General features: G+C 59.9%; 17 protein-coding genes, 2 tRNA genes and 2 rRNA genes. 9 read left to right on the plus strand and 12 right to left on the minus strand.

Annotated elements, in window-relative coordinates; genetic code table 11:
- Position 1 precedes the first annotated feature (1 nt).
- The 4 genes from CNX70_RS00890 to CNX70_RS00905 all read right to left on the minus strand — a co-directional run bounded on the left by CNX70_RS00890 (position 2) and on the right by CNX70_RS00905 (position 4,988).
- Positions 2-2,890 (minus strand): 23S ribosomal RNA (locus tag CNX70_RS00890).
- A 250-nt stretch (positions 2,891-3,140) separates the two neighbouring features.
- A tRNA-Ala gene (locus tag CNX70_RS00895) sits at positions 3,141-3,216 on the minus strand.
- A gap of 67 nt (positions 3,217-3,283) precedes the next feature.
- Positions 3,284-3,360: transfer RNA gene (locus CNX70_RS00900), tRNA-Ile, on the minus strand.
- Between the two features lie 98 nt (positions 3,361-3,458).
- Positions 3,459-4,988: ribosomal RNA gene (locus CNX70_RS00905) — 16S ribosomal RNA — on the minus strand.
- Together the 16S and 23S rRNA genes with 2 tRNA genes alongside form the textbook arrangement of a ribosomal RNA operon.
- 482 nt (positions 4,989-5,470) lie before the next feature.
- On the opposite strand from CNX70_RS00905, the gene CNX70_RS00910 reads away from it, so the two are divergent.
- Positions 5,471-6,850, plus strand: coding sequence for a sodium-dependent transporter (locus tag CNX70_RS00910; protein WP_096232704.1), 1,380 nt, complete (start codon positions 5,471-5,473; stop codon positions 6,848-6,850).
- On the opposite strand, the gene CNX70_RS00915 is transcribed toward CNX70_RS00910, so the two are convergent.
- The 8 genes from CNX70_RS00915 to CNX70_RS00950 form a co-directional block, all read right to left on the minus strand.
- Positions 6,851-7,465: a M15 family metallopeptidase gene (locus tag CNX70_RS00915; RefSeq protein ID WP_096232707.1), complete on the minus strand. Its 615-nt coding sequence runs from the start codon at positions 7,463-7,465 to the stop codon at positions 6,851-6,853.
- A complete protein-coding gene (locus CNX70_RS00920; protein ID WP_096232709.1) occupies positions 7,465-8,367 on the minus strand; it encodes a LysR family transcriptional regulator in 903 nt (300 codons plus the stop codon). The genes CNX70_RS00915 and CNX70_RS00920 overlap by 1 nt, the downstream gene beginning before the upstream one ends.
- 91 nt (positions 8,368-8,458) lie before the next feature.
- A complete protein-coding gene (locus tag CNX70_RS00925) occupies positions 8,459-9,265 on the minus strand; it encodes an N-acetylmuramoyl-L-alanine amidase (RefSeq protein ID WP_096232711.1) in 807 nt (268 codons plus the stop codon).
- 30 nt (positions 9,266-9,295) lie between these two features.
- A complete protein-coding gene (locus CNX70_RS00930) occupies positions 9,296-10,231 on the minus strand; it encodes a BadF/BadG/BcrA/BcrD ATPase family protein (protein ID WP_244198994.1) in 936 nt (311 codons plus the stop codon).
- A 94-nt stretch (positions 10,232-10,325) separates the two neighbouring features.
- Positions 10,326-11,987 (minus strand): glycoside hydrolase family 10-like protein, encoded by a 1,662-nt coding sequence (locus tag CNX70_RS00935; RefSeq protein WP_096232715.1) that lies wholly within the window; start codon positions 11,985-11,987, stop codon positions 10,326-10,328.
- Between the two features lie 91 nt (positions 11,988-12,078).
- Entirely contained in the window at positions 12,079-13,377 is a 1,299-nt protein-coding gene (locus CNX70_RS00940; protein WP_096232717.1) for an MFS transporter, read from the minus strand.
- A gap of 45 nt (positions 13,378-13,422) precedes the next feature.
- Entirely contained in the window at positions 13,423-14,304 is an 882-nt protein-coding gene (locus CNX70_RS00945; RefSeq protein ID WP_096232719.1) for an N-acetylmuramic acid 6-phosphate etherase, read from the minus strand.
- 122 nt (positions 14,305-14,426) lie between these two features.
- Complete coding sequence (locus CNX70_RS00950) at positions 14,427-15,167, minus strand: GntR family transcriptional regulator (RefSeq protein WP_096232721.1); 741 nt, start codon at positions 15,165-15,167, stop codon at positions 14,427-14,429.
- Between the two features lie 227 nt (positions 15,168-15,394).
- On the opposite strand from CNX70_RS00950, the gene CNX70_RS00955 reads away from it, so the two are divergent.
- The 8 genes from CNX70_RS00955 to bioD all read left to right on the plus strand — a co-directional run bounded on the left by CNX70_RS00955 (position 15,395) and on the right by bioD (position 24,490).
- The gene (locus CNX70_RS00955) at positions 15,395-16,732 is read left to right on the plus strand and encodes a serine hydrolase domain-containing protein (protein WP_244198995.1); all 1,338 of its coding nucleotides are present in this window, start codon (positions 15,395-15,397) and stop codon (positions 16,730-16,732) included.
- A 91-nt stretch (positions 16,733-16,823) separates the two neighbouring features.
- Positions 16,824-18,110, plus strand: coding sequence for a D-amino acid dehydrogenase (locus CNX70_RS00960; protein ID WP_096232723.1), 1,287 nt, complete (start codon positions 16,824-16,826; stop codon positions 18,108-18,110).
- A 92-nt stretch (positions 18,111-18,202) separates the two neighbouring features.
- Complete coding sequence (locus CNX70_RS00965; RefSeq protein WP_096232725.1) at positions 18,203-18,652, plus strand: YchJ family protein; 450 nt, start codon at positions 18,203-18,205, stop codon at positions 18,650-18,652.
- A 40-nt stretch (positions 18,653-18,692) separates the two neighbouring features.
- Entirely contained in the window at positions 18,693-20,315 is a 1,623-nt protein-coding gene (locus CNX70_RS00970; RefSeq protein WP_096232727.1) for a carboxyl transferase domain-containing protein, read from the plus strand.
- A gap of 21 nt (positions 20,316-20,336) precedes the next feature.
- Positions 20,337-21,125 (plus strand): enoyl-CoA hydratase/isomerase family protein, encoded by a 789-nt coding sequence (locus CNX70_RS00975; protein WP_096232729.1) that lies wholly within the window; start codon positions 20,337-20,339, stop codon positions 21,123-21,125.
- A gap of 45 nt (positions 21,126-21,170) precedes the next feature.
- Positions 21,171-22,511, plus strand: coding sequence for an adenosylmethionine--8-amino-7-oxononanoate transaminase (gene bioA, locus CNX70_RS00980; protein WP_096232731.1), 1,341 nt, complete (start codon positions 21,171-21,173; stop codon positions 22,509-22,511).
- A 1-nt stretch (position 22,512) separates the two neighbouring features.
- Positions 22,513-23,709 (plus strand): 8-amino-7-oxononanoate synthase, encoded by a 1,197-nt coding sequence (gene bioF / locus CNX70_RS00985; protein WP_096232733.1) that lies wholly within the window; start codon positions 22,513-22,515, stop codon positions 23,707-23,709.
- A complete protein-coding gene (bioD, locus tag CNX70_RS00990; RefSeq protein WP_096232735.1) occupies positions 23,699-24,490 on the plus strand; it encodes a dethiobiotin synthase in 792 nt (263 codons plus the stop codon). Before bioF ends, bioD begins: the two co-directional genes overlap by 11 nt.
- Positions 24,491-24,497: the final 7 nt, after the last annotated feature.

The following is a 24,497-nucleotide window of genomic DNA, read 5'->3' on the forward strand; positions in this document are numbered from 1 at the left end:
TAGGGACAAGCCGTACGGGCAATTAGTACTGGTTAGCTTAATGCATTACTGCACTTCCACACCCAGCCTATCAACGTCCTGGTCTCGAACGACCCTTCAAAGAGCTCAAGGCTCTGGGAAATCTCATCTCAAGGCAAGTTTCCCGCTTAGATGCTTTCAGCGGTTATCTCTTCCGTATTTAGCTACCCGGCAATGCCACTGGCGTGACAACCGGTACACCAGAGATACGTCCACTCCGGTCCTCTCGTACTAGGAGCAGCCCCCTTCAAATTTCCAACGCCCACGGCAGATAGGGACCAAACTGTCTCACGACGTTTTAAACCCAGCTCACGTACCACTTTAAATGGCGAACAGCCATACCCTTGGGACCGGCTACAGCCCCAGGATGTGATGAGCCGACATCGAGGTGCCAAACTCCCCCGTCGATATGAACTCTTGGGAGGAATCAGCCTGTTATCCCCAGAGTACCTTTTATCCGTTGAGCGATGGCCCTTCCATACAGAACCACCGGATCACTATGTCCTACTTTCGTACCTGCTCGACTTGTCAGTCTCGCAGTTAAGCACGCTTATGCCATTGCACTATCAACACGATGTCCGACCGTATCTAGCGTACCTTCGAACTCCTCCGTTACACTTTAGGAGGAGACCGCCCCAGTCAAACTGCCTACCATGCACTGTCCCCGATCCGGATAACGGACCAAGGTTAGAACCTCAAACAAACCAGGGTGGTATTTCAAGGTTGGCTCCACGAGAACTAGCGTCCCCGCTTCAAAGCCTCCCACCTATCCTACACAGATTGGTTCAAAGTCCAATGCAAAGCTACAGTAAAGGTTCATGGGGTCTTTCCGTCTAGCCGCGGGTAGATTGCATCATCACAAACATTTCAACTTCGCTGAGTCTCGGGAGGAGACAGTGTGGCCATCGTTACGCCATTCGTGCAGGTCGGAACTTACCCGACAAGGAATTTCGCTACCTTAGGACCGTTATAGTTACGGCCGCCGTTTACTGGGACTTCAATCAAGAGCTTGCACCCCATCATTTAATCTTCCAGCACCGGGCAGGCGTCACACCCTATACGTCCACTTTCGTGTTTGCAGAGTGCTGTGTTTTTATTAAACAGTCGCAGCCACCAGTTTATTGCAACCCTTTCACCCTTCTGGAGTAAACCAGTCAAGCTACCGGGGCGTACCTTTTCCCGAAGTTACGGTACCAATTTGCCGAGTTCCTTCTCCCGAGTTCTCTCAAGCGCCTTAGAATACTCATCTCGCCCACCTGTGTCGGTTTGCGGTACGGTCTCGTATGACTGAAGCTTAGAGGCTTTTCTTGGAACCACTTCCGATTGCTTCGTGCACAAGTGCACTCGTCTCAACCCCTTGAATTGCGCACCCGGATTTGCCTAAGTGCCTTCTATGAGCCAAAAACCAACTATTCCAACAGTTGGACAACCTTCCGCGATCCGTCCCCCATCGCATCATACGACGGTGCAGGAATATTAACCTGCTTCCCATCAGCTACGCATCTCTGCCTCGCCTTAGGGGCCGACTCACCCTGCTCCGATGAACGTTGAACAGGAAACCTTGGGCTTACGGCGTGGAGGCTTTTCACCCCCATTATCGCTACTCATGTCAGCATTCGCACTTCTGATACCTCCAGCATCCTTTACAAGACACCTTCGCAGGCTTACAGAACGCTCTCCTACCATATATATCTGTGATAAATCACAGAACAATATCCGCAGCTTCGGTGACTGGCTTAGCCCCGTTACATCTTCCGCGCAGGACGACTCGATCAGTGAGCTATTACGCTTTCTTTAAATGATGGCTGCTTCTAAGCCAACATCCTGACTGTTTTAGCCTTCCCACTTCGTTTTCCACTTAGCCAATCTTTGGGACCTTAGCTGGCGGTCTGGGTTGTTTCCCTCTTGACGCCGGACGTTAGCACCCGACGTCTGTCTCCCAAGCTCGCACTCATCGGTATTCGGAGTTTGCAATGGTTTGGTAAGTCGCAATGACCCCCTAGCCATAACAGTGCTCTACCCCCGATGGTGATACTTGAGGCACTACCTAAATAGTTTTCGGAGAGAACCAGCTATTTCCAAGTTTGTTTAGCCTTTCACCCCTACCCACAGCTCATCCCCTAATTTTTCAACATTAGTGGGTTCGGACCTCCAGGGCGTGTTACCGCACCTTCATCCTGGCCATGAGTAGATCACTTGGTTTCGGGTCTACACCCAGCGACTGATCGCCCTATTCGGACTCGATTTCTCTACGGCTTCCCTATGCGGTTAACCTTGCCACTGAATGTAAGTCGCTGACCCATTATACAAAAGGTACGCAGTCACGGAACAAGTCCGCTCCTACTGTTTGTATGCACACGGTTTCAGGATCTATTTCACTCCCCTTCCGGGGTTCTTTTCGCCTTTCCCTCACGGTACTGGTTCACTATCGGTCGATTACGAGTATTTAGCCTTGGAGGATGGTCCCCCCATATTCAGACAGGATGTCACGTGTCCCGCCCTACTTGTCGTACGCTTAGTATCACCGGTCCAATTTCACATACGGGGCTATCACCCACTATGGCTCCTATTTCCAGAGGATTCTGTTATCGGTCCGACTATCACGTACAGGCTCTTCCCATTTCGCTCGCCGCTACTTTGGGAATCTCGGTTGATTTCTTTTCCTGCAGCTACTTAGATGTTTCAGTTCGCCGCGTTCGCCTTGCATACCTATGTATTCAGTATGCAATACCCTAAAAGGGTGGGTTGCCCCATTCGGAAATCTGCGGATCAAAGTGTGTTTGCTCACTCCCCGCAGCTTATCGCAAGCTACTACGTCCTTCATCGCCTGTAATCGCCAAGGCATCCACCATGTGCACTTATTCGCTTGTCCCTATAACGTTAGCCTCTCATCATTTACATGATGAAAGAGCGCTACAGGGATAAGAAAGTACAACGTTGTTGCTTGTTTGTTGATACATACAATCATTACCCATCGATTTGCTTTTTACGGCAAACCAATCAATAAATAATCTTTACTTCTTCCAGATTGTTAAAGAACGAAACAGCTTTGATCGCTAAAAGATCAAACCTAAACCACAGTCTTGTTGACTGGCTTACGTTTGCACTTTCTAGTAAAACTTTGGTGGAGGATGACGGGATCGAACCGACGACCCCCTGCTTGCAAAGCAGGTGCTCTCCCAGCTGAGCTAATCCCCCTGGGTATCTGTGTTACTGGTAGGTCTGGCTGGACTAGTGTCCACCTTACCCCCGGGTTTGTTTTTACTGGTAGGGCTGGTTGGACTCGAACCAACGACCCCCGCGTTATCAACACGGTGCTCTAACCAGCTGAGCTACAGCCCCAACGCGGAACTACTACGACTACTGTTTCTTCTTAATTAAACAGCCGATAAGTGTGAACATTTGATGCGTGAATCATTACTGATTCGTGCAAACTCTAGAAAGGAGGTGATCCAGCCGCACCTTCCGATACGGCTACCTTGTTACGACTTCACCCCAGTCACGAATCCTACCGTGGTAAGCGCCCTCCTTACGGTTAAGCTACCTACTTCTGGTAAAACCCGCTCCCATGGTGTGACGGGCGGTGTGTACAAGACCCGGGAACGTATTCACCGCGACATGCTGATCCGCGATTACTAGCGATTCCAACTTCATGCAGTCGAGTTGCAGACTACAATCCGGACTACGATACACTTTCTGCGATTAGCTCCCCCTCGCGGGTTGGCGGCGCTCTGTATGTACCATTGTATGACGTGTGAAGCCCTACCCATAAGGGCCATGAGGACTTGACGTCATCCCCACCTTCCTCCGGTTTGTCACCGGCAGTCTCATTAGAGTGCCCTTTCGTAGCAACTAATGACAAGGGTTGCGCTCGTTGCGGGACTTAACCCAACATCTCACGACACGAGCTGACGACAGCCATGCAGCACCTGTGTACTGGTTCTCTTTCGAGCACTCCCTGATCTCTCAAGGATTCCAGCCATGTCAAGGGTAGGTAAGGTTTTTCGCGTTGCATCGAATTAATCCACATCATCCACCGCTTGTGCGGGTCCCCGTCAATTCCTTTGAGTTTTAATCTTGCGACCGTACTCCCCAGGCGGTCTACTTCACGCGTTAGCTGCGTTACCAAGTCAATTAAGACCCGACAACTAGTAGACATCGTTTAGGGCGTGGACTACCAGGGTATCTAATCCTGTTTGCTCCCCACGCTTTCGTGCATGAGCGTCAATCTTGACCCAGGGGGCTGCCTTCGCCATCGGTGTTCCTCCACATATCTACGCATTTCACTGCTACACGTGGAATTCTACCCCCTCTGCCAGATTCTAGCCTTGCAGTCTCCAATGCAATTCCCAGGTTGAGCCCGGGGATTTCACATCAGACTTACAAAACCGCCTGCGCACGCTTTACGCCCAGTAATTCCGATTAACGCTTGCACCCTACGTATTACCGCGGCTGCTGGCACGTAGTTAGCCGGTGCTTATTCTTCAGGTACCGTCATTAGCAAAAGATATTAGCTTTCACCGTTTCTTCCCTGACAAAAGAGCTTTACAACCCGAAGGCCTTCTTCACTCACGCGGCATTGCTGGATCAGGCTTTCGCCCATTGTCCAAAATTCCCCACTGCTGCCTCCCGTAGGAGTCTGGACCGTGTCTCAGTTCCAGTGTGGCTGGTCGTCCTCTCAGACCAGCTACTGATCGATGCCTTGGTAGGCTTTTACCCTACCAACTAGCTAATCAGATATCGGCCGCTCCACGAGCATGAGGTCTTGCGATCCCCCACTTTCATCCTTAGATCGTATGCGGTATTAGCGTAACTTTCGCTACGTTATCCCCCACTCTAGGGTACGTTCCGATATATTACTCACCCGTTCGCCACTCGCCACCAGAGCAAGCTCCGTGCTGCCGTTCGACTTGCATGTGTAAGGCATGCCGCCAGCGTTCAATCTGAGCCAGGATCAAACTCTTCAGTTTAATCTCTGTTACTTTGCCATTTTATTGGCACCGTCTTGCGACGGGTCGCTCACTCAAAAAACTGACAGGCCACTACTTGCGTAGCGCCTATTTCATTATTTCTTGTGAACATTTGATATTTTAAGTTAGACGCCAATCCGAAGATTGACGCTGCACTTACATCAAATGCCCACACTTATCGACTGTTAATTGTTAAAGAACTGTATTCGGTGCTACTTTCGCGCTATCGACAAAGCGTTGTGTTTGTCAGCTGCGAAGAAGGAAGAGTATGAAGCATTTCACTACATCCGTCAACTCCTTCTTTTCCTGCCCATCGCCGTTTCCGGTGATCCTCAAGTGCCGCATTTGACTGCGTCTCATTGGGGAGGCGAACTATAGCAAAGCGCCCCGCCAGTAGCAAGGCTTTTCCGGGGTATTTGCGGCCAACTGCTACAATTTCGCCCCCTCAGCGCAAATTCGCGTCCCACCATAGAAGATTCACCATGAAACAACAAGCTCAAGGATCAGGCCTGACCCTGAAACGAGCTGGCTTTACCACTGGCTTCGGCGTGCTCGCCGCCACCCTCGGTTCCGCAGTCGGTCTCGGCAATATCTGGAAATTCCCCTATCTGACGGGCGCGAATGGCGGCGCCGGCTTCCTGCTCATCTATTTACTCGCCACCTTATTAGTAGGCCTGCCCGTGATGATCGCGGAAATTACCCTGGGCCGCCGCGCCAAGGTCAACCCGATCTCCACCATGGAACAACTGGCACCGAAGGGCAAACCCTGGTGGCTGGTCGGCGTGATCGGCATGATCGCCGCCTTTCTGATCGTCGCGTTTTACTCGGAAGTGGTGGGCTGGGTGTTTGCGTATATCGCCAAAGCCATCGACGGCTCCATCCTCAGCAGCGACAAGCTGGTGACGGAAGCGGCCTTCGCCTCCCTGATCAGCAATCCCCTGCAATCGCTGTTCTGGCAATGGGGCGTGCTGCTGTTTATCGGCGGCATATTGATGCTGGGCGTGACCAAGGGCATCGAAGCGATCGCCAAGAAACTCATGCCGCTGCTGTTCCTGCTGCTGCTACTGCTCTGTGCGGTCAGCCTGTCGCTCGATAAAGCAGGTGAAGGCCTGGCCTTTTTGTTTCGTCCTGATTTTTCAAAGCTGACGGCTTCCGTCGTGCTGACGGCCATGGGCCTGGCTTTCTTTAAATTGTCCGTCGGCATGGGCACGATGATGACCTATGGCAGCTATTTCCGCGACGACCAGAATATCCCTGTCACCACCTTGCGCGTAATGGCGGCCGACCTCGGCGTATCGATGCTGGCCGGCATCGCCATCTTCCCCGCCGTGTTCACGTTTGGTTTCGCCCCCAGCGCGGGACCGTCGCTGGTGTTCATCACGATTCCGGCCGTGTTCTCGCAAATCCCGATGGGACAAGCGCTGATGGTGGTGTTCTTTATCCTGGCCGCCGTGGCCGCCACGGGCGCGATGCTGTCGCTGATGGAAGTACCGGTGGTGATTTTCCATGAGCGCTTCGGCTGGACGCGCACCAAGGCTACCGTGGTGACCATGCTGCTGCTTGCCGTGCTCGGTTCCGTATGCGCGCTGAGCAACAGCACCCTGGCGGACCTCAAGCTGTTTAATTTGAATATGTTTGACCTGTTCGACTTCGTCTCATCGAATATCTTCCTGCCCGTGGGCGGCATCGCGATTGCCTTGTTTACAGGCTGGGCCTGGGGCAAACAGCATTTCATCGAGGCGATCAGCAATCACGGCCAGTTGCAGAATCAAACTCTGGCGTATGTGCTGCTGTTCCTGCTGCGCTTTGTCTCGCCTGTATTGATCCTGATCGTGATGCTGAAGGGATTACAGGTCTTCTGATCAGAGTACCCGGGTGTAGGTCTGGCGCACCAGTACCCGGTCGCCGCAATCGAAATGCCACCATTCGCTGTTGATGCCGAAGAAACCCGCCTGGAACATGGCTTCGCGCAACAATCGGCGATGCGCCACGTGTTTCTCGGTAATTTCTCCCTTTTCCAACAAGGACAGCTCCAGCGCCGGGTGTGAGCGTTCACTCAAGTCGTCAAATCCCGTGCCCATGTCCAGTTCCTGCCCATCCGGTCCCACGATGGTGATGTCGAGCGCCATACCAAATGAGTGAATCGAGCCGCGCGACGGTTCGGCGATGTAGCCGAGCAACTCCGTGCCCTGCAGCGCATCCCACAATTGCTGCTGGACCCGCTGCGGGCGCAGGGCATCGAGCACCAATAAATGATGATCGGGGCGATGCGCGGCCAACCAAGCCACGGCCTGTTCCAGCGCAGCGGCCGCATCGCGGTGCAGCCAGGCGCAATCAATGGGACTGTATAAGTCGCGGCCGACGAAATTGTCGGGCGTGGCATAGCGCAAGTCGACGGCGATGCCGGCGATGCTATTCAAATGCCGAAATTGCGGATCGCTGCCGACCGCTTCCAATTGCAAAATTGCAACAGACATCAGACTCCTCTTTCCAGACACTGACGCGCCGCCACGCCGATGCTGTCGGCCAGGCGCCGCGCGCCATGCGACAGCGGCGAGTGGCTCGCCGTCAATAAATACAGTTGAATCGGTATCGTGGGTGCCCAGGGACGGCGCTGCAAGCGCTCGGGCGAGCCGGAGGCGGCCGTAAACGGGTCGACCACGGCCATGCCGGCGCCCGCTTCCACCAGGGAACGGGCAATTTGATAGGTTTGCACCACGGTACTAAAGACGGGGTGGATATCCTGCGCCTCGCAGGCGGCAACCACCAGTTCGCCCAGCGGATCGTTGTCCGCATGGCCGATCAGCTCGCCATTCAGGCCATGCGCCGTCAAGGGCGTGCCGCAGTCGGCCGCATGCCAGGTGCCAGCCGGCGCGATCACCGTCATGACACCCTGCGCGATCGGTTCGGCCACGATGCCCGGATGGCGCGGGTCTTGCAGCGACACGGCCAAGTCCGCTTCACCGAGGCGCAGGGTATTGACGATCTCGCCCGTGTGGTGGGTAGCCAGCTGGCAACGCGTGTGGGGAAAGTCGCGCCGCCACTGCGTCATGGCAAACGGCAAGACACTGATGGCGAGCGTCGGCGTGGAAACCAAACGGATAGTTTCCACCGCATGGCCCTTCAGGCTGGCCGCCAGGCGGCGGATGCCCAATAGATCGCGGTTGAGCTTTTCCGTCTCGACAAACAAACGGTGCGCCTCGGGCTTCGGGTACAGCTTGCCCCGCACGCGCTCGAAAAGCGGCATGCCCAGTTGCAACTCGCAATGCTGCAAGACCTTGGTCACGGCCGGTTGCGAGATATGCAGCACCTGGGCGGCGCCGCTGATGGTGCCGACTTGCATGATGGCGTGAAACACTTCGATATGACGCAGCCGCATGAGCTATTCCTTTACCTTGCCGTGGCCACCTGGGCCGTCAACGTTCAGCATATAAGAAAAAGTCATGGGCTGGAACGGCTATGCTACTTTGCTACAACAGCAGGTGTTGCAACCGCTGGGGCGGCGTCGTCAGCACTTCCAGCAGGGCCGCCGTTTCGCCATCGGGCGTGCCGTCAAACAAGGTGTTGCGGTATTTCATCTGGAAGGCGATCAGCACATTGCGCGTCGCTTCATCGAAGATGCCCGTATTCGGCGTCGCATAACCGTGCTGGGCCAGCTTTTTCTGGAACCAGACGGCGTCCGGCACTTGGCTCTCAAACATGAGGCGCTGCGCGGCCACACGGTTCGCGTCCGGCCAGACGATCAGGCCCGCATCGGCCAGCTGGCGCCATGGGAACAGGGGGCCCGGATCCTGCTTGCGCTGCGGGGCGATCTCGTTATGGCCGAGGATGTTTTCCGGTGCGATGTTGTAGCGGGCCTGGATATCTTTCAGCAGCGGAATCAGCTCATCGATCTGTGCCTGCGGAAACGGATACCAGAGGCGGCCTTCCGGCGTGTCCTTGTAACCGGGGTTGACGATCTCGATGCCGATCGAGCTGACATTCAACTGTGTATAAGTCTTCCAGTTACTCACACCCGCGTGATTGGCCTGGCGCGACTCGTCGACCAGCACGTAAAACTTCGGCTTGTCCGTGTCGGTCAGCAAATAATGGCTGCTGACGACCTGTTCCGTCAGGATCTTGATCGAGCGGGGCAAGTCGCTGACCGTGTAATGGATGACGATGAATTTCACGCGCGGGCTCTGGCTGCGCGCCGTCAAACTGTGGTCGAGGTGCGGCGCGGGCGTGCTACAGGCGGAGAGCAGAGCCACCAGCAGGGCGAGAGCGATTTTTTTCATGAAAGATCCGTGTTCGGGTTAATAAATTGTTCAGTTCTTGCTGGCTGCCCTGGCTGCCAGCTTGGCCGCAGCCTCATGCGAACGGGCAACTTTTTGCTCCATCATCAACGATACCGGCAAAGCGGCGCGCATGGCAACTGCAATGGCCGGGTGCAACTGCGCCGCGCGGCCCGCCAGCACCACGGGACGGGGACCGTAGCGCGCCGTCAGGGCCAGCGCCAGGCGCGCCAGTTCCTGTCCCGCGCGCTGCAAGATGTCCAGCGCCAGCGGGTCGGCATCCGCACTGGCGGCCACGGCCAGCGCCAGCCGGCCGATGGCGCCCCGGTCCTGTCCATACATGAAGGCGCGCGACAGCGACCAGTCGCTACCGCCGATATGCGCAAACACGGCTTCGGCCATGGGCGAGCTTTGCCAGCTGCCGGGCGCCTCGTCTTCGCGGCGCCAGATGTGGCGCAAGGCTTCACGGGCGATCCAGTAGCCGCCGCCGCCATCGTCGAGCAGCACGCCGCGCCCGCCCGCGCGGTGAAACACGCCATCCGCATCGATCCAGGCGGCAATCGAGCCCGTGCCAGCGTAGACCAGATAACCTTCGCCCGGTTCAAAACTGTCGCGATAGGCAATGTCGATATCGTTGCCCACGCTGACATCAGCGGCGTCCAGCGCCAGCAAAGTGGCCAGCGTTTGCGCCAGCACAGCATCGTCGCCGCCAAAACCCGTCAAGCCCGCCACCACGGCACGCGGCTGGCCAACGGCCAGCACGGCATGGCACAGCCCGGTGAACGTGGCGTGCACGGCCGCGCGGCCCGCAGCGCTGCTCATTTGCAAGGCAGACAAGCCTTCCACGGCGCCGTCGGCCACGATGACGCCGTCAACGGTGGCCAGGGCCCAGCGCGTCTGCGTGCCGCCCGCGTCGATGCCCAGGCCCAGCACGGGCACCGCATTATTGGCTGTAGGGAAGGAAATCATGGCAAGAGTGTAAAGCCAAGCTGGGCTTGCAGGCATGAAAGCTTGCGCATGTTTCATGCCTGCAGGTTATGGACTACCGTTGAACGGTCAACAATTACTTGGCGGCGGCCGTAAACGGTGCGCGCACGGTGACGCGGGGGCTTTCATTGCCGAGGCGGTCCACGGCGCTGACCACCACCGCGTTGACTTTACCAATGGCATCGTCGACCAGGGTCAGCTCGCCCTGCACGCCCGTGACCACCGTGAAGCGCCAGTCTTCGCCGTAACGGGCCCAGACGGCGTACTGCGCCACGGCTTTGCCGCCACCCGCCGTCAATTTGACGTTCAGGCTGGTGGAATCGCGGCGCAAGGCAAGCACCGGCGTACCCGGTGCTTCCTTGCCCAGCCATGGCGTGGCGGGAATCAGGGCAGGGCTTTGATACACGGTCGCTTTGAGTTGCTCGCTGACACCCTTGCGATTCTGCATCAGGGGCACCATGCTGAAATGCACTTGGCCATTCGCGCCGGGGCGCGTGCGCGTCACTTCGATCTGCTTGATGATCTCTTGCGGCGTGAAGGATTTGGCGGAATTGTCGATCCGGCTTGTATATAAACCTGGCCACACGTGGCGGCCATACGGATTTTGCGCCAGCCAGTAGTCGAGCAGCACGCCAAACGCTTGCGGCGCCTGCGCCACGGGCCAGTACAGCTGCGGCGACAGGTAGTCGAGCCAGCCCTTGGCCAGCCACAGTTCCGCATCCGCATACAATTTATCGTACTGGCTGAAGCCGACGATGCCGGCAGGGCGGCGGTCGGGACGGCCGATACCGAACGGGCTGATACCGAAGCGCACCCAGCTCTTTTCGCGGTGGATGCCTGTATACAAGGATTCGATCAGCTGGTTGACGTTCTGGCGGCGCCAGGAAGGGCGGTCCAGTTGGCCACCGGCCAGCAGATATTGCTGCCAGGAAGGCTCATCGGGGAACGGCAGTTCGCGCTTGGCGCCGCCATTGCCCGCGTCCAGCGCGGCGGTTTCCGCACCGGCACCGGCGCCAGGCGCGTCGATCGGATATGGATAAAAGTAATCGTCGATGTGCACGCCATCGATATCGTAGCGGCGCACCACGTCGAGCACCACGTCCGTCGTGTGTTTTGAGGCGGCGGCGTCGCCCGGGTCCATCCACAGGTAGCGGCCGTATTGCTTGACGGACGCCGGGTTGGTGGACGCAAAACTGTCGCGCGCCAGCGGCGACTTGGCCGTCGCGTGACGGGCCCGGTACGGGTTGAACCAGGCGTGCAATTCCAGGCCGCGCGCATGCGCCTGGGCTACCCAGAAGGCCAGCGGATCATACATGGGCAATGGCGGCTGGCCTTGCTTGCCGGTCAGGTATTCCGACCATGGCTCCAGCTGCGACGGGTAAATCGTATCGGCGCTAGGGCGCACTTGCAACACAATCGCGTTCAGATTCAAGGACTTGGCGCGGTCGAGGATGGCGATCGCCTCGGCTTGCTGCTTGGCCACCGGCAAATTGCTGCGGCTGGGCCAGTCGATATTGGCGACCGTCGAGACCCAGGCGGCGCGGAACTCGCGCGGCGCCGGCGGCGGCACTTCGCCCGTGATGTGCTGCACGGGCGGCACAGCCGGCAAGCCCGCGTCGCCCGGCGTCACTGCGGAGGGCATTTTGGTGCTGGTACAGCTGCTGAGCAATGTGGCGGTGGCCAGCGCGGCCAGCACGCCAGCCGTGGCGCCCAGGCGTTTTTTCAAAGTAGACAACAAAACAATTCCTTGCAGTGGTGAAGCGCAGGTGTATCGGTGCGGGCATTTTACTGTGCGCCCGCCATCCTTGCGGGCGCACGGTTCAAAAGAGTCAGGCCTCGGCCTTCTTGCCGAATTCGGGATCGATCTTGACCAGCGCGGCCATGATGAAGGCAGGAATGGTGGCGATGCAGACCCAGATGAAGAAGTGCTGGTAACCAAGCATTTGCTGTATCCAGCCGCTGGCCATGCCCGGCAGCATCATGCCCAGGGCCATGAAACCCGTGCAAATGGCGTAATGGGCCGTTTTATGCGCGCCATCGGACACCATGATCATGTACAACATGTAGGACGCGAAACCGAAGCCATAGCCAAATTGCTCCAACGCAATGCCACCGGCGACCACATAGATGCTGCTGGGCAATGCGCTGGCCAGGTAAACGAAGACCACGTCGGGCAAGTGCACGGACAGCACCATGATCCACAAACAGCGTTTCAAGCCGAAGCGGGAAATGATGAATCCGCCCAGCAAGCCGCCGAGGGTCAGGGCGATCACGCCGATGGTGCCGTAGACCAGGCCTACCTGTTCCGTGCTGAGGCCCAGGCCGCCCTTGGCGACGGGGTCGAGCAGGAAGGGCGCGGCCAATTTGAGCAGTTGCGCTTCGCCGAGGCGGAACAGCAGCAAAAAGCCCAGGATGACGAGAATATCCTTCTTCTTGAAGAAGGCGGCAAAGGTGGCGACGAATTCCTGCAACGGGGAAATACCAGCGTCCTGGATGCTGGGACGGTCATCCTTGGGTTTCGGCAAGACAAAATAGTGATACAGGAACAGGGCGATGAACAGGCCTGCCAGAATCGCGAACACGACCGACCAGGCCAGCTGCACATTACCCGTCGCATGCGTCAGATAGCCGGCAAGAAACACCAGGCCACCCTGGCCCGCGATCATCGCCAGGCGGTAAAAGGTGCTGCGCACGCCGACGAAGGCCGCCTGCTGGTGCTCTTCCAGGCCCAGCATATAAAAGCCATCGGCGGCGATGTCATGCGTGGCGGAACTGAAAGCCATCAGCCAGAAGATGGCCAGGCTGATCTGGAAAAAATGCGGCAAGGACGTCGTCAGGGCCACCAGCGCCAGCGCGGCGCCGATCACCAGCTGCAAGCCGACGATCCAGAAACGCTTGGTGCGGTACATGTCGATGAAGGGCGACCACAGGGGCTTGATGACCCATGGCAAGTACAGCCAGCTCGTATACAGGGCGATATCCGTATTGGAAAAACCGTAGTTCTTGTACATGATCACGGACAAGGTCATGACCACTACATAGGGGATGCCCTGGCCGAAATACAGGGAAGGGATCCACAGCCACGGCTTGTTCGTGCGCGCCGCAGCGGTTTGTTTCACTAGCTCCATACATCCTTCTTGGTCTCCCAGACAGAAGAATGCCGTGCCATCGAATCACGCCGCCAGTGCCGCCCGCACACTGCCGTCCGCGCCGGCCAACAATGCCTGTGCCTGGTTTGTGTTGATTTTTTTGATCAAGGCAACAATCGCCACCTTGACGTGATAGTGGCATTGCTCCAGCACGGCCCTGGCCTGCATTTCGCTGGCGCCCGTGGCATGCATGGTCAGACGCACCGCCCGCCAGATCAGCTTGGCATTGGTCGGCTTCAAGTCTACCATCAAGTTTCCGTAAGTTTTGTGCAAACCCACCATCAGGGCGCTGGAAATCGTGTTCAGGGTGATTTTTTGCGCCGTGCCCGCTTTCAGACGCGTGCTGCCGGAAATGACTTCCGTGCCCGTGTCGAGCACGATGCCGCATTGCGCCTCGTGCGCCACGGGGGCATCCACGTTGTTGGCGATGCCGATCGTCAAGGCGCCTGCCGTGCGCGCGGCCAGCAGCGCGCCCAGCACGTACGGCGTGGCGCCGGAGGCGGCCAGCAGGATCACCACATCGTTGACCTGTGGCTGCAAGGCCAGCAAATCCCGCTCTCCTTGCTGTACATCATCTTCCGCCCCTTCGACGGCCGCAAACATGGCGCCAGCGCCACCGGCCAGGATGGCGACAGCCCGCTCGGGTGGCCAGGAAAACGTGGGAGTCAATTCAACGCTGTCGAGCACGCCCAGGCGTCCCGAGGTGCCGGCCCCCACATACAGCAAGCGTCCGCCGGCCGCGATGCGGGGCAGGGCGGCCGTGATGGCGGCAGCAATGTCGGGCGAGGCCAGCCGCACGGCTTCGACGGCCCAGAACTGGTCATCGACCAGCGCCGCCACCAGTTGCTCCACGGGATACAGATCCAGATCCGGATGCCGCCGGCTCGGGGTTTCAGTTTTCAACATGATTTCAGAACATAGTTGAACGTGAAACCAGTTTAATACCGATGTGCAAGATCAGCCATGAAAGCTTGGCGGATGGACATAACGGGAGTTTATGGGTGCAAGCGGATCTGGCAGCAGCCTTGTTACGGTGCGCGGCGCATTTCCGCCACAAAATCGTAATGGTCGCTGCGGCAATACGAATGCGTGAGCTCCACCGCTTCGCCCGACTCCAGGTAGGCGATGCGCGTGATGAACAGCACGGCCTGGCCATCGGGGATGCCCAGTTGCTTGGCCAGCACGTCCGTCGCATTCATGGCGCGGATGTGCTGCAAGGCGCGCACGGGGGCCTTCTTGATGCTGCTCAAGTATTCATACAGCGAATCGCCCATGGCGGCCGGGTCCGGCACCACGCTGAAGGGCAGCACGCTCACTTCATACGCCATCACCACATCGTCGGCCAGGCGCAGGCGCTCCAGGCGCGCCACTTTTGTATTCTGCGCCAGGCCCAGGCTCAGCTGTTCATCGCTGCTGGCGATGACGACTTCGCGCTTGAGCCAGCGCGAGCCGGGGCGGTAGCCGCGCTGCTGCAGCTGCTCGGAAAAGCTCGACAAGTTCGACAGCGGCTGCTCGATGCGCGGAGCAATATAGTTGCCCGAACCACGGCGGCGCACGACGAGGCCTTGCTCAACGAGCTGGTCGATGGCCTTGCGGGCAGTCACGCGCGATACGTCAAGCAGTTCGGACAGGGTACGTTCGGAGGGCAGGGCCTGGTCTACCTGGTAGCGGCCGTTGCGTACGTCATCGCTCAGCTTGCGGGCGATCTGCATATATAAAGGCGAATTGTCATTTAAATCGACCTTGAGTTCTACGCTGGTCTGGCTCATACAGTTCTCCTTGTCCTCCTAGTGTAATAGCGATGGCGCTTGCGCGTAGCCCGTCCACCCATGAATATATGGAAAATGACCATAAATAACGGTTATACACTTAAAAAAACAATGTTTTACCGTGGGTATAGCTTTGCATTATAGATAAATAAGCAATTTTCATTGGCGTAGTCAACCGTCGCACCCTATGCTGGCAAGGCCTCCATTCACCATGACACAGGGAAAGCATGATCAACAAAATGACGGGTTTGCTGGGCTTGCTGCTGCTGGGCACGACCTGGACTGCACTGGCCACCCCGCCCGGCAGCGGCACTGAGCCACGCGTGCCACACGCACAGCAGCGCGCGCTCGATGCGGCGCTGTCGGCCATCGTCGATGACCCGGCCCATCCGCTGGCCAGCCTGTCCGTGCTGGCCATTCGCCATGGCAAGGTGTCGTATCAGCAGCAATTTGGCTATCGGCACATCGGCGCCACGCCGGCCGACAGCTTGCCGGTGACGCCGGCCACGCTGTTTCGCATCGCCTCGGTATCGAAGATGATGACCACTGTGGGCCTGATGCGGCTGGTCGAGCAGGGCAAGCTGAGCCTGGACCAGGACGTGGGCATCTATCTGGGCTTTTCCCTGCGCAACCCGCATTTCCCCCAGCAAGCACTGACCCTGCGCAGCCTGCTCAGCCACACTTCCTCGCTGCGCGATGCGGGCGGCTATGCCTGGGGCCCCGAACGCAGCTTGCGCGACGTGTTTACAGCCGGTGGCGACGCGATGTGGGATACGGCTGCGGCGCCCGGCAGTTACTTTACATATTCCAACCTGAACTGGGGCGTGATCGGCACCGTGATGGAAAAGGTCACGGGCGAGCGCTTCGACTTGCTGATGCGGCGTTTGCTGCTCGATCCCCTCGATGTGCGCGGCGGCTACAATCCGGCGGCATTTTCCAAGGAAGAGCTGGCGAACACGGCCACCCTGTACCGCAAGCGCACGCTGGAGACGGAACAGTGGCGGCCGCACGGCCCCTGGATCGCCCAGGCCGATGATGTTTACCAGCGCCCGCCAGCCGGCATCGAACGTTACGTGATCGGCAGCAACGCCACCGTCTTCAGTCCCACGGGCGGCTTGCGCATCTCCGCCGCTGACTTGGGCAAGATCATGCAAATGCTGCTCGACGGTGGCCGCCATCAGGGCAAGCAGCTATTGCAGCCAGCCAGCATCGCCTTGATGTTTGCCCGGCAATGGCAGTTGGCGCCTGATGGAGGCAATGGCAACAGCGAACAGGGCCTGTACCGCGCCTGGGGTCTGGGCAACCAGCAGTTCGATGCACTGGCTGGGCGGGGCAATGGCCTGGTTGAGGGGGCCAGTTTCACGGCCGTGGGCCACCTGGGCGACGCGTATGGCCTCGTCTCCGCCTTTGTGCTCGATTTCAAGAACAAGAATGGCATGGTGATGCTGGTGGGCGGCACGGGCAGCGATCCCGCGCAATATCCGGGCACGTATTCCGCCATGGGGCGCAGCGAGGAATTGATACTCACCACCTTATACCGTGGTGCGATTGACAAGCATGAATAATTTGCACTGAAATAGTGCATTCCTGAAAGTTATGGCTGCACCATGATGTTTCATTGGCTCCCTGAACGGCCAGCCTCTAAGCTCTTCCCGAATGCTCCCGCACCATGGGAGCGCAACGCAGCGAGGCAACATGCAGCAACACGTCATCATCATCGGCGGCGGCGTCGTCGGCCTGACATCGGCCTGGTGGCTGGCCGAGGCCGGCTACAAGGTCACCTTACTCGAACGCAATGAACAGGTGGCGATCGCCGCCAGCTACCGCAATGGCGGCCAGCTCAGCTATCGCTATGTGGCGCCGCTGGCGGACGCGGGCGTCCCCTTCAAGGCCCTGCAATGGCTGCTGCAGAAAGATGGCCCGCTGCGCTTCCGGCCCGAGGCCGACTGGCGCCAGTGGCGCTGGATGGCCAGTTTCTTGCGTAATTGCAATGCTGCCAGCAATGCCCGCACGACTGCCAAGCTGCTGCAGCTGGGTGAACTGAGCCGCGCCGGCATGGCGCAGCTGGAACTGACGGTGCCGCCCGAGGCGTATGCCTGGCGCGATGCAGGCAAACTCATCGTCTACCGCTCGCCCGCCATCTTTCAGCGGGCCGTGGCGCGGCCCGAATCGGAAGAGGCGCGCCTCGTCTTGTCCCCGCTTGAAGCGGTGCAGCGCGAACCGGCGCTGGCCGCCTTGCAAGGCTCCCTGGCGGGCGGCATCTTTACCGAGGGCGAGGCGGTGGCCGATTGCCACGCCTTTTGCCTGACCCTGGAAACACGCCTGCTGCAGCACCCGAATTGTTCGCTCATATTAAAAGGCGAGGCGCGCCGCCTCGTCACGCGCAATGGCAGGATCACGGGCGTCGACACCAGCCTGGGCCTGTTGCAGGCAGATCACTATGTGCTGGCGGCCGGCATCCAGAGCCGCGACCTGGCCGCCACGGCGGGCGTCTACCTGCCGCTGTACCCGCTGAAAGGCTACAGCCTGACGGCGCCCATCCGCGCGCAAGACCGGGCACCCGAGATCAGCATCACGGATTTTGAGCGCAAGGTGCTGTATGCGCGCATTGGCAGCGACCTGCGCGTGGCCGCCATGGTCGACATGGTGGGCGCCGACAACAGCATCGATTGGGACCGCATCGCCGGCCTGACACGGCTGGCGCGCGAAGCCATGCCGCACGGCGCCGATTACGACCAGGCCACGGCCTGGGCCGGCCTGCGCCCCGCCACGCCGAACAGCGCGCCGCTGGTGGGCGCCAGCAAAGTTGGCAATCTGTGGCTCAACGTGGGCCATGGCCCGCTGGGCTTTACCTTTGCCGCCGGCACGGCGCGCATCCTCGCCGATCTCATGGCCGGCAAGGCGCCGCCGTTCGCGCTGGACTTCCTCAGCCCGAAAAAGTAGCCGGCCAAGGCGGCGCGCACGCGCCGCTGCCGATATGGCGGATAATTGCGGAACTTTCCTGTTCCCTCTTTTCTGTTCCATATCGCTACCGCATGCCCACACCCTCGACATCTGCCGCCTGCCCCTGTGGCGGCGCCTCCTACGCCAGCTGCTGCGGCCCGTATATCGCGGGCGACGCCTTGCCGCCCACGGCTGCATCCCTGATGCGTTCGCGCTACACGGCGTTCACCTTGCGCGACGAGCCCTACCTGCGCGCCACCTGGCACGCCAGCACCCGTCCCGTCGACGCTTTATTTGCCGAAGAAGAAAAAGTCCACTGGCTGGGACTTGAGGTAAAATCTGCTTTACGTTTACGTCAACGTAAAGCAGTATCAGCAGATCAAGCCGAAGAGATACACCGCGACAGCGTCGAATTCGTGGCCCGCTACAAGGTCAACGGCCGCGCGCACCGCCTGCATGAAGTGAGCCGCTTCGTGCGCGAGGCGGGCGAGGGCGGTGGTGCCCTGCGATGGTTTTATCTCGACGGCAGTTTTCCCGAATAGCGCGACCCGAGAGACCGGGCGATCATAAAAAGGAACCGCAATGCCGCACATCGAAAGCAAACTCAATCCGCGCAGTGAAGATTTCAAGGCCAATGCCGCAGCCATGCAAGCCATCGTCGACGATTTGCGCGACAAAGTGGAAAAGATCGCGGCCGGCGGCGGCGAGGCGGCAGCCGCCAAGCACCTGGCGCGCGGAAAACTGCTGCCGCGCGACCGCGTGCAGATGCTGCTCGATCCCGGCACGCCCTTCCTCGAGTTTTCCCAGATGGCGGCCTACGCCATGTACCAGGACGCCAAGGGCGCCGATGCGGCGCCTTCCGCCGGCATCATCACCGGCATCGGCCGCGTCTCCGGCCAGGAATGCGTCATCGTGTGTAACGACGCGACCGTCAAGGGCGGCACGTATTACCCGATGACGGTGAAAAAGCATTTGCGCGCCCAGGAAATCGCCGACCAGAACAACCTGCCGTGCATCTACCTGGTCGATTCGGGCGGCGCCAACCTGCCGAACCAGGACGACGTCTTCCCCGACCGCGACCATTTCGGCCGCATCTTCTACAACCAGGCGAATTTGTCGGCCAAGGGCATCCCGCAAATCGCCGTGGTGATGGGTTCTTGCACGGCGGGCGGCGCCTACGTGCCTGCCATGAGCGACGAATCGATCATCGTCAAGGAGCAGGGCACGATTTTCCTCGGCGGCCCGCCGCTGGTCAAAGCAGCGACGGGAGAAGTGGTGACGGCCGAAGACCTCGGTGGCGGCGACGTGCACACGCGCTTGTCCGGCGTGGTCGATCATCTGGCGCAGAACGACTTGCACGCGCTGTCGCTGGCGCGCACCATCGTCTCGAACCTGAACCGTAAAAAACCGCAGCAGATGCCGCTGCGCGCATCCGTGGAACCGACATACCCGACGCAGGAACTGTATGGCGTGATCCCCGTCGATACGCGCAAACCGTTCGATGTGAGGGAAGTGATCGCGCGCATCGTCGACGGCAGCGATTTCGACGAATTCAAGGCGCGCTACGGCACCACCCTGATCTGCGGCTTTGCGCACATCTATGGCGTCAAAGTGGGCATCATCGCCAACAACGGCATTTTGTTCTCCGAATCGGCGCTGAAAGGCACGCATTTCATCGAATTGTGCTGCCAGCGCAAGATCCCGCTCGTCTTCCTGCAAAATATCACCGGCTTCATGGTGGGCCGCAAGTACGAAAACGAGGGCATCGCCCGCAATGGCGCCAAGATGGTGACCGCTGTCGCCACGGCGGCCGTACCGAAATTCACCGTCATCATCGGCGGCAGCTTCGGCGCCGGCAACTACGGCATGTGCGGCCGCGCGTTCTCTCCCCGTTTCATGTGGATGTGGCCGAATGCGCGCATTTCCGTCATGGGCGGCGACCAGGCCGCGTCCGTGCTGGCGACCGTCAAGCGCGACGGCATCGAAGGCAAGGGAGGCGCATGGAGCGCGGACGAGGAAGCGGCATTCAAGCAGCCGATCAAGGATCAATACGAACATCAGGGCCACCCATACTATGCCACCGCGCGCCTGTGGGACGACGGCGTGATCGACCCGGCCGACACCCGCATGGTGCTGGGCCTGGGCCTGTCGGCCGCCTTGAACGCTGAAATCCCGGACACGAAGTTCGGCGTATTCCGCATGTAAGCGGCACCCTGGGAGAAGAGAATGGAATTTGAAACCTTAAAGCTGGTCATCGAGGGCAATGTCGCCACCGTGACCCTGAACCGCCCGGACGTGCGCAACGCCTTCAACGAGACGACGATCGCCGAACTGGCGCGCGCCTTCGAGGGGCTGGGACGCAGCGAGATGGTGCGCGCCATCGTGCTGGCAGCGAATGGCGCGGCCTTTTGCGCCGGTGCGGACCTCAACTGGATGAAGAAGATGGCAGGCTACACGCATGCCGAAAACCAGGCCGACGCACTGCAGCTGGCGCAGATGCTGCGCACGATTTACCTGTGTCCGAAACCCGTGGTGGCGAAGATCCAGGGCGACTGCTATGCGGGCGGCATGGGCCTCGTCGCCGCATGCGATATCATTCTGGTTGCGGAAGACGTGCATTTCTGCCTGAGCGAAGTGCGGCTGGGACTGATCCCGGCCACTATTTCACCGTATGTCATCAAGGCCATGGGCGAAAACGCGGCACGCCGCTATTTCCTGACCGCCGAGCGATTCTCTGCACAGGAAGCGCTGCGCATCGGCTTTGCCCACGAGGTAGTCGAGGCAAGCGCGCTGGACGCGAAAACCTTTGACGTGCTCAAGGCGCTGACGGGCAACAGCCCGCACGCCGTGGCGCAAGCGAAAACGCTGGTGCGCGAGATCGCCGGCCAGCCGGTCGATGACGCGCTGCTGGCGGACACCGCCGAGCGCATCGCACAGATCCGCGCCTCGGAGCAGGGACGCGAAGGCGTGCAATCGTTCCTCGACAAGCGCAAGCCGAGTTGGCTCATGGGCTAGTTAATAGTCCAAAGCTCATGGACTAAGAATATCATTGGAGCAGTTTTGAAAGCAGAAAAACAATCGGGCTGGGTCGAACGCAGTCTGCGCAGCGTGTGGCACCCTTGCACACAGATGCAGCATCACGCATCGGCTAACGACGCGGTACCGCTCATCCCCGTCAGCCATGGCCGCGGCGCCTGGCTGTATGACCACGAAGGCCGACGCTACCTGGACGCCATCAGCTCCTGGTGGGTGAACCTGTTCGGCCACGCCAATGCGCGCATCAATGCGGAACTCAAGGACCAGTTGGACCGGCTGGAACACGCCATGCTGGCCGGGTTCACGCATGCACCGGTGGTCGAACTGTCGGAAAAGCTGTCGGCATTGACCGGCGGCGTGCTTGGCCACAGCTTTTACGCGTCCGATGGGGCCTCCGCCGTGGAAATCGCCCTGAAAATGAGCTTTCACGCCTGGCGCAACAACGGCAAAAGTGAAAAGCAGGAATTCGTCTGCCTGAAGGGCAGCTACCACGGCGAAACCATCGGCGCGCTGGCCGTGACCGACGTGGCCCTGTTCAAGGATGCCTACGGCCCTCTGCTGCGCGCCACGCAGACGGTGATGTCACCCGACTTCCGCCAGGCCGCTGAAAACGAAACGGCGCAGGACGTGGCGCGCCGCGCCGCCTTTGAGGTGGAACAGCTGTTCCAGCAGAAGGCAGACAAGATCGCCGCCATCATCATCGAGCCGCTGGTGCAATGCGCCACCGGCATGGCCATGCACGACCCCTTGTACCTGTCACTGGTGCGCGCCCTGTGCGACCGTTATCAAGTCCATTTGATCCTCGATGAAATCGCCGTCGGCTGCGGCCGCACGGGCACTTTCTTTGCGTGCGAACAGGCCGGCATCTGGCCCGACTTCGTGTGTCTGTCGAAGGGAATCAGCGGCGGCTATTTGCCCCTGTCCCTGGTGATGACGCGTGAAGACATCTACCAAGCGTTCTACAGCACCGACGTGCGCCGCGGCTTTTTGCACTCGCACTCGTACACGGGCAACCCGCTGGCGTGCCGCGCGGCGCTGGCGACCCTGTCGATTTTCGAGGAAGACGATGTGCTGGTGACCAACCGGGTGCGCGCCGCCAAAATCACGCGCGCCCTGGCGCCGCTGGCGCAGCACGAGCGCGTAAAACACTTCCGCCAGCAGGGCATGATCTGGGCGTTTGACGCCGTCGATGCGGCGCCCGATTTTTCGCGCCGCTTCTTCAGCACGGCGCTGGAACACGAACTCCTGATGCGCCCCATCGGTTCCACCGTCTACCTGATGCCACCGTATATCCTCGACGACGCAGAAATCGCGGGCCTGGGCCAGCAAACGCTGGCCGTCTTCAACAAAGTGATCGGAGCCTGAGATGGAGCTGATCACGCGATTACAACAGCAGCTGCAAGGGCTGGAAGAGCGCAGCCTGATCCGCCGCCGCCGCACCGTCGACACGCCGTGCGCGCCGCGCCTGACGGTCGACGGGCGCGACATGCTGGCCTTTTGCAGCAATGACTACCTGGGCCTGGCGTCGCATCCACGCATCGTGGCGGCGCTGAAAGAGGGCGCCGACCTGTATGGCGCCGGCAGCGGCGCTTCGCACCTGATCAGTGGCCACAGCCGCGCCCACGCGCAGCTGGAAGAACGGCTGGCCGCTTTCGTCGGCGCCAACCTGGAACAGGCGCGCGCGCTGTATTTTTGCACGGGCTACATGGCTAATTTAGCTGTGCTCACGGCCCTGGCGGCGGGCGATGCGGACACGGAGATTTTTTCGGAAGCGCTGAACCACGCCTCGCTGATCGACGGCACGCGCCTGGCCCGCGTCAAGACGCGCGTGTATCCGCATGCGGACCTGGCTGCCTTGGCGGCCCTGCTGGCGGACAGCAAAGCCAAAACCAAAATCGTTGTCACCGACAGCATCTTCAGCATGGATGGCGACCTGGCGCCGCTGCCCGCGCTGCTGGCCCTGTGCGAGCAGTACGGCGCCTGGCTGGTGGTCGACGACGCGCACGGCTTCGGCGCGCTGGGCGACAACGGCCGCGGCGCGCTCGAACACTTCAGCCTGCAGTCGCCGCACCTGGTGTATGTGGGTACCTTGGGCAAATCGGCCGGCGTGGGCGGCGCCTTTGTTTGCGCGCATGAAGCCGTGATCGAAACGCTGATCCAGAAGGCGCGCCCCTACATCTTCACCACGGCGGCCGCGCCGGCGCTGGCGCATGCGCTCTTGGCCAGCCTGGACATCATCGCCGGAGAGGAAGGAAAACAACGCCGGATGCACCTGGCGGCGCTGGTGGCGCAATGGAACGAGGGCTTGCAGCTGCAGCGCTGGCAAGCCTTGCCGTCGCTGTCCGCCATCCAGCCCGTCATCATCGGCGAAAATGCAGACATGCTGGCCGTCGCCGCCCAACTCTACCAGCAAGGACTGTGGGTCGGCGCCATCCGCCCGCCCACCGTGCCAGCGGGGTCGGCGCGCCTGCGCGTGACCCTGTCGGCCGGCCACACGGCGCAGGAAGTGGCGCAATTGATCAACGCAGTCAACACCCTGGAAAGGACACGCCATGAGCCTTGATGACCCTATCGTGGCCGCAGTAATGGCGGACCTGGTGCCGGCCGTGCAGCCGGCACCGGTCACTGCCGGCCTGCCGTCGCGCTTTGCCTGTTTCGTCACCGGTACCGACACGGAAATCGGCAAGACTTTGACCTCGTCGGCCCTGCTGCATGCGCTGGTCGCGCGCGGCGTGCGTGCCTGCGGCATGAAGCCGGTGGCCGCCGGCGCCGAGATGCGCGACGGCGAACTGCATAATGAAGACGCCGACAGCCTGATCGCCGCCGGCAACGTCACCATGCTGCGCAACCTGACCACGCCCTACATGCTGAAGGAAGCAGCGGCGCCGCATATCGCCGCCGCGCTTGAAGGCGTCAGCATCGAGTCCGTGCCGATCCTGGCCGCTTACCTGGAAATCGCTGCCGCCTCGGACGCCGTCGTGGTCGAAGGCGTGGGCGGTTTCCGCGTGCCGCTCTCAATCGGTTTTGATTCGGCCGACCTGGCGCAGCAGCTCGATTTACCGGTGATCCTGGTGGTCGGCATGCGTCTGGGTTGCATCAGCCAGGCCTTGCTGACGCTGGAAGCGATCGAAGCGCGCGGCCTGACGGTGATCGGCTGGGTGGCCAACACCCTGGAAGTGGAAATGCGCTTCCTCGACGAAAATATCGATGCGCTGATCGAGCGCATCCCGGCGCCGCTGCTGGGCAAGCTGCCGCGCCTGGCGCAGCCCAGCGCGCAAGCGGCGGCGGCGTATCTCGATTTCACCGGCTTGCCCAACTGGCCGGCGCAGCATCCCAACACTTAAACGTATC

It is taken from the genome of Janthinobacterium svalbardense, assembly GCF_002327145.1.
Taxonomy (GTDB): domain Bacteria; phylum Pseudomonadota; class Gammaproteobacteria; order Burkholderiales; family Burkholderiaceae_D; genus Janthinobacterium; species Janthinobacterium tructae.